Source organism: Micromonospora sp. NPDC093244 (assembly GCF_040683695.1).
Classification (GTDB): Bacteria; Actinomycetota; Actinomycetes; order Mycobacteriales; family Micromonosporaceae; genus Micromonospora.
In genome coordinates this window covers 64,703-76,640 of sequence record NZ_JBFBEO010000009.1, presented here as the reverse complement: position 1 = coordinate 76,640, position 11,938 = coordinate 64,703, and the positions used below count along the sequence as shown (strand labels likewise).

The following is an 11,938-nucleotide window of genomic DNA, read 5'->3' as shown; positions in this document are numbered from 1 at the left end:
GCCCGTCTGTCACCTCAGGAGCGTGGTGGGCACCGCGAGGTCCGCCGAGGCGTAGAGGTCCGCGACGGGGCCGGCTTCGTCGGTGGCGCAGGTGGCGGCGATCGCGTCGATGAGGTCGTCGTAGTCGGGGCCGGTCCTGCCCTGGTAGGAGGCCTCCATGCGGCCCCACTCGTCCCACGGCAGCGTCTCGACCCGGTTCAGCGCGGCGAGATCCCTGATGGCGTTTCCCCGGATCTCCGCGGGCCCCCAGTTGTCGGTGCCGTGCACGCCGAAGCGCGCGGCATCGATCCGGCCGGTACGGAAGGCCGTCCACGCCTCCCCACCGGTGAGGAACTCGCCAGCGGCGAGGTTCTCGGGCGTCGCCACGACGGAGAGACCCAGGATCTCGGAGTCGATCCGCACCCACCGACCGTCGTGCCGGTACTCGGTGATCCAGTGGTCCACGCCGTACCCGGGTTGGAAGTACGTGGCGAAGCCGCAGCGGGCTCGGGCCGCGATTCCGCGGTGGCGCAGCAGGGCGCAGCTGAGCACGGCGAAGTGACGGCAGGTGCCGATGAGTCGCCGGTCGGGGTCGCGTGGCACGGTCAGCGGGGCCGGGTCGAGGGCGAGGAGGGCGTCGATCATGCCGTCGACCGGACGGAGCTGGTTCTCGGCGAACCGCTCGTCGGCGATGCCGAGGCCGGTGGCGTCTCGGGGCTGGATGACGAGGCCGCGCACGAGGCGGCAGATCTCGACGGGCCCGCTCGGGAGGTCCGCCAGCGCCGGCTCATGGGCTGGGTCGATCCTCGTCAGCGGACCCGCCGTGGCGTAGTCGATCGTCCCCGTCATGCCGCGCAGAGTAGGCGTCGCGACCCGGAGCCGCTGCCCCCGGGCCCTGCGGGACACACGTTGTCCAATGACCATGGTCGATCTCTTGACACTCCTGATGCGGTCGCTAACACTTGTCCGCAACACGAATGTAACGAGATGGTTCGATGTCCCTGAGCCGTGCGAGGCTTCCACGCTGTTAGCGCTAACGCCGACGTGCGTGCGCGCGAGAAGGAGGCAGGCCAGTGCGGAAATCTCTCGCCCGGATCTGCGCGGTGGCGGTCGCCGCGTGCCTGCTGTTCACCACCTGGTCGGCGGCGACGCCGAAGCAGGCGTCCGCACTCGACCCGACGGTCGGCTACCTGATGGCGCACTTCACCGGCGAGTCGTCGACCGACCAGCAGATCTACCTCGCGCACAGCGCCGACGGCCTCCGCTGGACGGACCTGAACAACGGCGGGCTCGTCCTGCGGTCCACGGTCGGCACCCGCGGCGTCCGCGACCCCGCCCTGGTCCGCTCGCCCGGTGGCGACAGGTACTGGATCATCGCCACCGACCTGTGCATCGGCTGCGGCCAGGACTGGTCGGCCGCGATCAACAACGGCAGCCGCAACCTCGTCGTGTGGGAGTCCACCGACCTGGTCACCTGGTCGGCGCCGTGGCTGCTGAACGTCGCCGGCGCGATCCCGGACGGCCGCAACGCCTGGGCGCCGGAGGCGATCTGGAACCCGGCGACAGGTGACTACGTCCTGTACTGGGCGACGAACGTCCCGCTCAACGGGGCCACCAAGCACCGCGTCTACTACGCGCGCACGGCGGACTTCCGCAGCATCACCACACCCCAGGTGTACCTCGACAGGCCCGGCAGCCAGGAGATCATCGACACGCAGATCGTCGAGGTGCCCGCCGGCGTCGGTGCCTACCGCTATGTCCGGGCCTCGCGCGACGGCCAGATCACCCTCGAGGGCAGCAACTCCCTCCTGGGCACCTGGACCACGATCGGGAACCTCTCCGGCATCGGGCTGACCGGCTCGCAGGTCGAAGGCCCGATGTGGATGCGGTTCAACGCCCGCAACGAATGGGTGCTCTACCTCGACCAGTACGCGAGCGGGCGCGGATACCTGCCCGTCCTGACCGCCGACCCGTCGAACCCGGGCAGCTACCGGCTGCCGTCGTCCGGCTCGTACGCCATGGGTGGCACCAGGAAGCGGCACGGCTCGATCCTCAACCTGACCGCCGTCGAGCAGAGCCGGGTCCTCGCCCGCTGGCCCGCCACCGCCGTCAACCGGATCCAGTCGTACAACTTCCCGGACCGGTACGTGCGGCACTACGACTACGACGTCCGCATCGACCCGAACGTGAGCCCGGCCCAGGACGGCCAGTGGCGGCTGGTGCCCGGGCTGGCCGGCTCCGGCACGGTGTCCATCCAGTCGGTCAACTTCCCGGGTCGCTACCTGCGCCACTACGGGTTCGACTTCCGGCTGGAAGCCAACGACGGCACCGCCACGTTCGCCGCCGACGCCACCTTCCGGCAGGTCGCCGGCCTCGCCAGCTCCTCGTGGACGTCGTTCCAGTCCTACAGCCATCCGGACCGCTACATCAGGCACTACAGCTACCTGCTGCGGCTCGACCCGGTCACCGACGCGCAGAGCCGTGCCGACGCCACCTTCCGCGTGACCAGCTGACGCTGGCCCCTGTTCAAGGAGTTCCGACTGTGGCACCACATCGACGGACGTTGTCCGCCCTGGTGGCCGTGCTGACCGTGCTGGTTGGCGTCGTCGTCGCCGTGGCGTCGCCGGCCGCGGCAGCGACCAGCGGGTTCCGGGGCATGAACTGGGCGGTGCTCGGTGACAATTTCAGCACCGGCCCGCTCGTCGTGCAGGGCCTGAGCGCCTCCGACAGCAACGCGACGGTGCGCGCCAAGGCGAACGCCCTCTACGACGACATGGCCGCCACCATGGGCGTCAACACCGTCCGGCTGCCCATCAACACCCACACGGTGGGGACTGCCTGGTGGGACGCCTACCGGGGCGCCATCGACGCCGCCACCGCCCGCGGCTTCAAGGTCATCCTGGCGTACTGGGAGGACGGCGCGGCCTCCGGCGGCAGGATCACGAACCTCGCCGCGTGGAACGCGATGTGGTCCACGGTGACCAACACGTACGGGGCGAACCCCAACGTCTACTTCGAGCCGATGAACGAACCGCACGGCTACAGCTCGGCCGAGTGGCGCGACGTCGCGGCGAACTGGCTCAGCTACCACTACTCGGCGGTGCCGGCCCGGGTGCTCATCGGCGGCACCGGTTTCAGCCAGGACCTGCGGGACGTCTGCAACGACAGCCGCTTCGCCTCGACGCTGCTGTCCTTCCACCACTACGCCTTCTTCTACGGGGCGATGACCTACGACGCCTTCCGCAGCCACATCCAGACCCGCCTCGGCACCTGCGCGTCCCGGGCGGTAGCCACCGAGTTCGGCGCTCCCATGAACGACGGCCGCAACTACGCCGACGCGGGCAGCACCGACAACTTCGTACGCCACATCCGCGCCATGGCCCAGGTCATGCGCGACAACCAGATGGGCGGCACCTACTGGCCCGCCCTCGGTGGCAAGCCCGGCACCATCGGGTACGACTGGTACTCGATGTTCTCCCTCAGCGGCAGCGGCACCGACCTGAACCTGACCGTCCGCAACACCTCCGGGGCCGACCAGATCCGGTACGCGTGGGGCGACACGATCGGGGGAGGCCCCACGACGCCCCCACCGTCGACGGGGTCGTTCTACCGGATCATCGTGCGGCACAGCGGCAAGGCCATGGACGTCCAGCAGCCGAACACCGACAACGGCGCGCGCGTCGGTCAGTACACGTACGGCGGCAACGCCTGGCAGCAGTGGCAGTTCCAGGACGCGGGCAGCGGCTACTGGCGCATCGTCAGCCGGCACAGCGGAAAGTGCCTCGACGTGGTGGGCGCCTCGACCGCCGACGGCGGGGACCTCATCCAGTACACCTGTGGCACCGGCGGCAACCAGCAGTTCCAGATGGTCGCCAACGGCAGCTACTTCCAGCTCCGGGCACGGCACAGCGGCAAGTGCGTGGACGTGCCGGCCTCGTCGACCGCTGACGGCGTGGTCCTCAAGCAGTACACGTGCAACACGGGCGCCAACCAGCAGTGGTCGCGGACGGCGGTCTGACGGCGCGCGGGCCGGCCGGGAGCGTCCTGCGCCGGCTGGCGTACGGGCGTCGGACCTAGGACGGCGTGACCGTCCGGGCGGGTGGGCTCTGGCCCGCGGAACTCGTGGGGCCGGTGGCCGCCGGCGGACGTCCGGTGGCCCTGGTCCGCCGGGCGTCCACGGCGAGCAGCAGGAGGGCGACAAGCGTCAGCAGCCCGCCCACAAGTGCCAGTGGGCGTGCCCCCCAGCTGGGCAGGAGGGCGCCGCCGAGCAGCGATCCGCCGGCGATACCCACGTTGAAGGCGGTGCTGACCCCTGCCGACGCGATGTCCGTGCTGCCCGGCGCCAGTTGCAGCATGCGACTCTGCACGGCCGAGCCGAACGCCGCGTAGGCGAGGCCGAACCCGGCGAGCAGCGCCACCACGCCGGGCCGCAGCGCGCCGAGCGCGTACAGGCCGAACAGCGAGGCCGTACCGATGGCCAGCGGCGTCACCAGGGACGTGACCGGCCGGGAGTCCAGCGTCCGGGCAGCGGCCAGGGTGCCGACGACACCGGCGGCACCGGAGACGAACAGCAGCGGCGCCAGCACCGCGTCGGCGAAGCCGCTGACGTCGAGCAGGAACGGTGTGACGTACGTCTGCAGAGTCATGAAGCCGCCGATGCCGAAGGCGGTCGCGATCAGCAGCAGGGCGAACCGGCGCCCGTCCGGCGCGGTGCCCCGGGCGGCGCCACCGGCGGCCGGGGGATAGGAGGGAAGAAGGACGAGCACCGCGGCGGCGATCACCAGACCGACCCCGGCCAGCACCGCGAACGCCGACCGCCAGCCGGCCTGCTGCCCGAGCCAGGTCCCGAGGGGTACGCCGAGCACCGGGGCGAGCGTCGCCCCGGTCGCGAACAGCGCCACCACCCGGCCGCGCACCGCGACCGGGAAGTGCCCGGTCACTGTCGCCGTGGCGATGGACCAGAACAGCGCCTGGGCGAGGGCTGTCACGAGGCGGGAGCCGGCGAGCACGGCGTACGTCGACGCGAACGCGGCGACGGCGTTCGCGGCGGCGAACAGGACCATCGTGACGCCGAGCAGCTGACGCCTGGGGATCCGCTGGGTCAGCCGGGTCAGCGGCACGGACGCCAGCACGACCACGATGGCGTACCCACTGACCAGCAGGCCCACCTGCGAGCGGGACCGGTCGAGATCGGGTGCGATCCGGGTCAGCAGGCCGACGGGCAGCAGCTCGGTCGTGATGAACGCGAACGCGGCGAGGGAGAGCGCGACGAGCACCGCCCATGCCCTTCGCGGCGACAGCTCCGGCGCCATGTCCCACCCCCTCGTTTTGATCACCGTAGCGAAGGGTCCTCCAGCCCTTGCCGCTGACGCCAACAGGAGTGACAACCCCCATTCGCCACGTCGGCGCTGCCAGGCCGGCCGGCGGCGTCGAGCTGCTGATCATCCTGGCGCTCGCGCTCCTGCTGTCGCCGTGGGCGTTCCCCCGCTCGGTGTCCGTGGTCGACGCGCAGCGGGCCAGCGCGGCGGACGGCCGGCCCGTCGTGTACTGGCGCCCCGGCTGTCGCTACTGCCTTCAGCTCCGCTTCTCCCTCGGCCGGCTCGCCCGGCGGGCGCACTGGGTCGACATCTGGCACGACCCTGCAGGCGCCGCCGCCGTGCGGGCGGTGGCGGGCGGCAACGAGACGGTGCCCACAGTCGTGCTCGGTGGTCAGGCCTTCGTGAATCCCGACAGGTCCTGGCTCCGCGAGCAGCTCCGCTCGTCCTGAGCCGGTCGGCGCCGCATGCGCCGGGTCGGCCGGGCGGCCGGCCAGCAGCGGCGCCGCGCTTGATTCGATCGGAATTCGTCAATAGATTGGGTGTGGGCGCCGCCGAGGTCCCGGGGACCGGGCCGTCGGCGGCTGACAGGTCCACCCCGAGCCGGGCACGTCGGTCGTACGCACCGACCAGTCGCTGTCGCGCACCGCCGCACCGCATCCAGGGCGGGTTGTCGCGCCGCGTCCGTCCGGGACGCGCGCCGCCATCCCGCCTCCGTCCCGCTCGTTCTTGGCAGAAGGACCTTTCATGACCATTCTCCGTGCCCGCCCCGCCCTGACCCTGGCGGTCGTCGCCGGGCTGGCCGCAGCCGTGACCGCGACCGGAACGGCCCTGCTCACCGGCCCGGCGACGGCCGCACAGGGCTGCCGTGTCGACTACACACCCAACCAGTGGCCCGGCGGGTTCACCGCCACCGTCAAGATTTCCCCCGGTGACACGGCAGTGTCCGGTTGGACCGTCACCTGGACGTACGCCGGGGACGAGCGCGTCACGAACGGCTGGAACGCCACGGTCAGCCAGTCCGGCTCGGCGGTGACCGCCCGAAGCCTGTCGTACAACGGCAGCATCCCGGCCGGCGGCTCCGCCGAGTTCGGTGTGCAGGGCACGTTCGGTTCCGGCGGTGGCGCGCCGACCGGGTTCAGCCTGAACGGCGTACCGTGCAACGGCGCCGGTCCCACTCCGACCACGCCTCCGCCGACCACCCCGCCCCCCACGACGCCTCCGCCCACCACCCCGCCGCCCACGACACCCCCGCCGACCACGCCGCCGCCCACGACGCCTCCGCCGACGACGCCTCCGCCGGCTGGCTGCGCCGGGGCGCTGCTCTGCGACGGCTTCGAGAGCCAGACCGGCTCGACGCCGTCAGGTGACTGGGCAGTGGTGAGCCCGGACTGTTCCGGCGCCGGCACGGCCACCGTCGACACGACCACCACGCACAGCGGGAGCCGGGCGATCCGGATCAACGGTGCGGCGGGCTACTGCAACCACGTCTTCATCCGGTCCACGACGAACCTCGGCAGTGTGGGCGGTGTCCGCTACGCCCGGATCTGGGTACGACACACGACCGCCCAGCCCACCGATCACACCACGATGGTGACGATGGCCGACGCCGCCGACGGCAACAAGGACCTGCGGCTGGGCGGCCAGAACGGCGCCCTGCAGTGGAACCGCGCCTCCGACGACGCGACCCTGCCCGAGCAGAGCCCGGCCGGGGTGGCGCAGAGCCTGCCGCTACCCACGAACCGGTGGGCCTGCGTGGAGTTCATGGTGGACGGTCCGGCCGGTCAGCTCCGTACCTGGCTGGACGGCACCGCCGTCACCGGACTGACAGCGGACGGCGCACCGACGCACGACATCGACGGCCAGTGGTACAACCGGACCTGGCGTCCGCAGCTCACCGACCTGAAGCTGGGCTGGGAGAGCTACGGAGGCGGCGCCGACACCCTCTGGTACGACGACGTCGCGGTGGGGTCCAGCCGGATCGGTTGCTGAACCCTTCGGCGTGGGATGGCTACGGTGCCAGCATGGACAATCGAACGATCGTGTCCGTGGGTGCGGCGTTTCTCGCCGACCGTCCTGCCGACGGCGTCGACCTCAGCCTGTTCGGGCAGTTCGTCGGGTCGTGGGTCCTGGACTGCACGGAGTACGAGCCGGACGGCTCGTCGACAGTCAGGCGGGGCGAATGGCACTTCGGGTACGCGTTGGGCGGGCGGGCGACCACCGACGTCTGGATCCTGCCCGGGGTCGAACACGGCGTCAGCGTCCGGTTTCCCGATCCCTCGGCGGGTGCCGGCGTCTGGCGTTCGACGTGGGTGGGGCCCGGTCGCCTTCGCGTGCACACGTTCCTGGCCTCCCGCGTCGGCGCGGACATCGTGCTCGACGGTGACGACAGGCGCTGGACCTTCTTCGACATCGAGCCGGACGCCTTCCGCTGGCGCAACGAGGCGCGTCAGCCCGACGGGGCGTGGGGTCTGGTGCAGTCGTTCCAGGTGTGGCGCCAGAGGTGACCTCGCGCCGCCGACCCGGTAGGTGACCGAGAGATCGTCGCCGGGTGGCGGAGTCCTCGGCGGGCCGGTGTGCAGGCACCGGCCCGCCGAGGGGCGGTGAAGTGATCGGAGGCCGGCGGGATCGCGATGAGCCGACCGCTGCACCCCGGTGGCACTATCGTTCTGACGTGCACATCCGTTTTGGCGTACCGGCAGATCCCGCCTACCCCGGTCGGGTGGCCGCCGCGCTCGGCGGTGTCCGGCTGCGCAGGTACGGCTATGTCGGCGCGGTGCTCGCCGTGGTCGGGGCGATCGGTCTGGTCGTCTCGCGGAGGTTCGACTGGAGCGAGCAGGCCTCGCCGCTGTGGTTGGCGATGCTCGTCGGTGGCGTGCTGTCGATGCTGTATCGGCCGTGGGTGGTGTTGCGCGCCCGGCGCCGCTCCGGTCGGTACGCGGTAGAGGGCGCCTACGACATCACCGACGACAACATCATGATGCGCAGCGGCTCGGAGTCCGGTGGCATCGCCTGGGACGGCGTCAGCCAGGTGGAGGACACCGGTGAGTTCTGGATCGTGTATGTGGGGCGGATGCCGGCGACGGTGATTCCCCGCCGGTTGATGTCCGCCGAGGACGCCGAGACGTTGCGGGCCTTCATGGCCGCGCGGGGGCTGCTCGACCCTCGGTGACGTGTTCCCGAAGATCGACGCTCCGCCTCGATGATTTTCGAAAAGATCTGGGCGTGCGTGTCGATCGGGGCCGGCTCCGTTCGTAGCCCTGGTGAGAGCCCGGCACGAGACGGGCCACACACCCGCTGGAGGGCACGATGACCACCACCGCGAACACGACAGACGGCACCACCTCGACCCTCGGTGCGATGATCCGGGCCGGTGTCGTCGCCACCGTCGCGGCGAGCGCCGCCACCATGGCCGTCGCCGCCGCCGGCCACGCGGCAGGGGTCAGCCTGGATGTCGGCGGCGCCCCGATCCCCGTGACCGGGTTCGGCGTGCTGACCGCCGCCTTCTCGCTGATCGGCGTGGTCGTCGCCGCGCTGATGTCCCGCTTCGCCAGGCGTCCGCGGCGCACCTTCGTCCGTACGACGCTCGTGCTGACGGCCCTGTCGCTGGTGCCGGACGTGATCGCCGACGCCGGCGTGGGCACCAGGGCGCTGCTGATGCTCACCCACCTGGTCGCTGCCGCGATCGTGATCCCCGCCGTGGCGCGCCGCCTGGCCGCCTGACCTGTCGTCATCCCACAATCGAGTCACCGGAGGATCGTCATGAACCAGTACCTGCTGTCCGTGCACTTCGTCGAGGGTCAGCCGGACCCGTCCGACGAGGAGATGGAGATCATGTTCAGGGAGACCGGCCGGATCAACGACGAGATGCAGGCCGCTGGCGCCTGGGTCTTCGGTGGAGGGCTCCGGTCGCCGGACAGCGCCACAGTCGTCCGGATCGAGAACGGCGCGACGACCATGAGCGACGGGCCGTTCGCCGAGACGAAGGAGCACATCGCCGGGTTCTGGGTCATCAAGTGCGCGGACCTGGACGAGGCGCTGGCCTGGGCCGAGAAGTGCGCGGCGGCCTGCGGTCCGGTCGAGGTACGCCCCTTCGACGACCTGTCCCAGGCCTGAGCGGGAGCCGTCAACCGGACATGGACCTGGCGAGCATCTACCGCGCGGAGTACGGCCGCTGCGTCGCCACCCTGGCCCGCCTCCTCGGTGACATCAACCTCGCCGAGGAGGCGGTCCAGGACGCCTTCACCACGGCTTTGCAGAAGTGGCAGACCCCGCCGCCGAACCCGGGCGCCTGGATCGTGACCACCGCACGGAACCGGGCCGTCGACCGGCTCCGCCGGGAGTCGACCCGCGAGGCCCGGCACGCCCAGGCGCTGCTGCTGCACCAACCTGACGAACCCCAGGAGGTGGGACCGGTGAAGGACGACCAGCTGCGACTCATCTTCACCTGCTGCCACCCGGCGCTCGCCCCCGACGCGCGCACAGCCCTCACCCTCCGCCTGCTCGGCGGCCTCGAGGTGCCGGAGATCGCCCGGGCGTACCTGATCCAGGAGGCGACAGTCGCCCAGCGGATCGTGCGGGCCAAGAAGAAGATCCGGGACGCCGCCATCCCCTACCGGGTACCCGCCGAACACGAGCTGCCGGACCGGCTGCCGCCCGTGCTCACCGTGCTGTACCTGATGTTCAACGAGGGCTACGCCACCACCTCCGGACCACTGATCAGGACGGACCTGTGCGCCGAGGCGATCCGGCTGGCCCGCGAGCTCGCCGCGTTGATGCCCGACGAACCCGAGGTGCTGGGCCTGCTCGCCCTGCTGCTGCTGACCGAGGCACGCCGCTCGGCCCGGCTCGACCCGAACGGCGACCTGGTGCCGCTTGCCGACCAGGACCGGTCCCTGTGGAACCGCACGCTCATCGCCGAGGGCCACGACCTGGTCCGTCGCTGCCTGCGGCGGGACCGGCCCGGCCCGTACCAGATCCAGGCCGCGATCAACGCGGTGCACACCGACGGCGCCGCCACCGACTGGCGGCAGGTCCTGGCACTGTACGACCAGCTCCTGGCACTCGCGCCAACCCCCGTCGTCGCGCTGAACCGCGCGGTCGCCGTCGCCGAGGTGCACGGCCCGGCGGCCGCCCTCGCCGCGTTGGAGGGCGTCGATCTCCCCGGCTACCACCGGCTGCCCGCCACCCGGGCCGCACTGCTTGCCCGGCTCGGACGCGACGACGAGGCCCGAGCCGCCTACGACCAGGCGATCGCGCTGACCGGTAACGAGACCGAGCGGGCCTTCCTGCTCGCCCGTTGTACCGACCTCACCCAGACGAGGGGATCCTCATGACCGTCACCTACACCTTCGACGTCTTCTCCAGCCTCGACGGCTTCGGCGCCGCCAGCGGCAACTGGAGCGGCTACTGGGGCAAGCAGGGCCCCGAGTTGCTGGAGCGCCGCCTGGCCTCGTACGGCGAGGAACAGCGCATGGTCTTCGGCGCCGGCACGTACCGGGTGTTCACGCGGCTGTTGGCCGCCAGCACCGAGGAGTCCGGGGTCCGCGACGCCTGGGTCGACCGGATGAGGAGCCTCCCGGCGACAGTCGTGTCGAACACGCTCGAAGAACCCCTCGACTGGCCGGACGCGACGGTCGTACGCGGTGACGCCGTGGATGTCGTCGCCCGGCTCAAGGAGGAGTCCGACGTTCCCCTGCGCTCGCACGGCAGCCTGTCGGTGAACCGGGCGCTGATGGCCGCCGGGCTGGTGGACTTCGTCCAGGTGACGCTCTTCCCGGTGATCACCGGTCAGACCGGGACGGAGCCGATCTTCCAGGGGGCGGCCGACTTCGACATGGAGTTGATCGAGAGTCGAACGCTCGACGGACGCACCCAGGAGCTCATCTACCGGCCCACCGTGCACGTCTGAGTCGCCGGCGCCGGCCCCGAACCGGCGCCCGGTCGACCGATCGGTCGCCTCGAAAGCGGGCGTTGGCATTGGTGCGGACGCCGCCTATGGTGGATACATGCCTCCGGTCACGTTCCGCTCTCCTGCCGTCACTGATGTGGCGGCATTCGGGGCTGTGCGCCCGGCGGCTGCGGCGCGGCTGATGGCAGGCATGCGGGTGCCTGTGGTCCGCGCACTGCCCATCGCGTCCATCTCCCGGCTGTCGGGCACGACGCGAACCGGCCGAGGCCCTCCCGCGGAATCGTTGCACCACGAAACGACCGCCAGGGCGAAGCTATCCAGCTTCGGCCCTTTTCTTTTTACCCGGACTTTCCTCGAAAGGTAGATCATGAGCGTCGATCATCGAACTGTCGACCAGGGTTGGCTTGCTGACCTGCGAGCGTCCCTGGCGGACGACTTCGCCACGCAGACGGCTCGGCTGCGGGAACTGACCGAGCTCAACGCGGACACCGGCGACCCGAGCGAGGCCCACAACCGGGCCGCGCTGCTGGTGGCCACCCGCCGCAACATCGAGCAGATCACCGGTGCGCTGACCCGGATCAGCGACGGCACGTACGGTGCCTGCGAGAAGTGCCGCGAGAACATCCCGTCCGAGCGGCTCGAAATTCTGCCGCACGCGCGTTTCTGCGTGTCGTGCCAGGCGAAGCACAACGGGTGACCCCCGGTGTGGCCGCCGTGCCGCGCTCGTGGCACG

The 11,938-nt window shown here is 71.1% G+C and carries 13 protein-coding genes; 11 read left to right on the top strand and 2 right to left on the bottom strand.

Going from position 1 to position 11,938, the window contains the following annotated elements:
• Positions 1 to 9 precede the first annotated feature (9 nt).
• The gene (locus tag AB0N27_RS28415; protein WP_364376284.1) at positions 10 to 828 is read right to left on the bottom strand and encodes a transglutaminase-like domain-containing protein; all 819 of its coding nucleotides are present in this window, start codon (positions 826 to 828) and stop codon (positions 10 to 12) included.
• Positions 829 to 1,052: 224 nt separating this feature from the next.
• Here AB0N27_RS28415 and AB0N27_RS28410 point away from each other — a divergent pair, with 224 nt between their 5' ends.
• A complete protein-coding gene (locus AB0N27_RS28410) occupies positions 1,053 to 2,492 on the top strand; it encodes a glycoside hydrolase family 43 protein (protein ID WP_364376281.1) in 1,440 nt (479 codons plus the stop codon).
• Positions 2,493 to 2,521: 29 nt separating this feature from the next.
• A complete protein-coding gene (locus AB0N27_RS28405; RefSeq protein WP_364376278.1) occupies positions 2,522 to 3,997 on the top strand; it encodes an RICIN domain-containing protein in 1,476 nt (491 codons plus the stop codon).
• 55 nt (positions 3,998 to 4,052) lie between these two features.
• On the opposite strand, the gene AB0N27_RS28400 is transcribed toward AB0N27_RS28405, so the two are convergent.
• Positions 4,053 to 5,291 carry an MFS transporter gene (locus AB0N27_RS28400; protein WP_364376275.1) on the bottom strand — a complete coding sequence of 413 codons (1,239 nt, stop codon included), beginning with the start codon at positions 5,289 to 5,291 and terminating at the stop codon, positions 4,053 to 4,055.
• 68 nt (positions 5,292 to 5,359) lie between these two features.
• On the opposite strand from AB0N27_RS28400, the gene AB0N27_RS28395 reads away from it, so the two are divergent.
• The 9 genes from AB0N27_RS28395 to AB0N27_RS28355 all read left to right on the top strand — a co-directional run bounded on the left by AB0N27_RS28395 (position 5,360) and on the right by AB0N27_RS28355 (position 11,902).
• On the top strand, positions 5,360 to 5,746 hold the full coding sequence (locus tag AB0N27_RS28395) for a glutaredoxin domain-containing protein (protein WP_364376272.1): 387 nt from the start codon (positions 5,360 to 5,362) through the stop codon (positions 5,744 to 5,746).
• 295 nt (positions 5,747 to 6,041) lie between these two features.
• Positions 6,042 to 7,286 carry a cellulose-binding domain-containing protein gene (locus AB0N27_RS28390; protein WP_364376269.1) on the top strand — a complete coding sequence of 415 codons (1,245 nt, stop codon included), beginning with the start codon at positions 6,042 to 6,044 and terminating at the stop codon, positions 7,284 to 7,286.
• A gap of 32 nt (positions 7,287 to 7,318) precedes the next feature.
• Complete coding sequence (locus AB0N27_RS28385; RefSeq protein ID WP_364376266.1) at positions 7,319 to 7,801, top strand: hypothetical protein; 483 nt, start codon at positions 7,319 to 7,321, stop codon at positions 7,799 to 7,801.
• Positions 7,802 to 7,968: 167 nt separating this feature from the next.
• Positions 7,969 to 8,466 carry a YcxB family protein gene (locus AB0N27_RS28380; protein ID WP_364376263.1) on the top strand — a complete coding sequence of 166 codons (498 nt, stop codon included), beginning with the start codon at positions 7,969 to 7,971 and terminating at the stop codon, positions 8,464 to 8,466.
• 137 nt (positions 8,467 to 8,603) lie between these two features.
• Entirely contained in the window at positions 8,604 to 9,017 is a 414-nt protein-coding gene (locus tag AB0N27_RS28375) for a DUF6069 family protein (protein ID WP_364376261.1), read from the top strand.
• A 39-nt stretch (positions 9,018 to 9,056) separates the two neighbouring features.
• Positions 9,057 to 9,410: a YciI family protein gene (locus AB0N27_RS28370; RefSeq protein WP_364376259.1), complete on the top strand. Its 354-nt coding sequence runs from the start codon at positions 9,057 to 9,059 to the stop codon at positions 9,408 to 9,410.
• 20 nt (positions 9,411 to 9,430) lie between these two features.
• A complete protein-coding gene (locus AB0N27_RS28365) occupies positions 9,431 to 10,630 on the top strand; it encodes an RNA polymerase sigma factor (protein WP_364376256.1) in 1,200 nt (399 codons plus the stop codon).
• On the top strand, positions 10,627 to 11,205 hold the full coding sequence (locus AB0N27_RS28360; RefSeq protein WP_364376253.1) for a dihydrofolate reductase family protein: 579 nt from the start codon (positions 10,627 to 10,629) through the stop codon (positions 11,203 to 11,205). Before AB0N27_RS28365 ends, AB0N27_RS28360 begins: the two co-directional genes overlap by 4 nt.
• A gap of 367 nt (positions 11,206 to 11,572) precedes the next feature.
• Complete coding sequence (locus AB0N27_RS28355; RefSeq protein ID WP_364376250.1) at positions 11,573 to 11,902, top strand: TraR/DksA C4-type zinc finger protein; 330 nt, start codon at positions 11,573 to 11,575, stop codon at positions 11,900 to 11,902.
• Positions 11,903 to 11,938 lie beyond the last annotated feature (36 nt).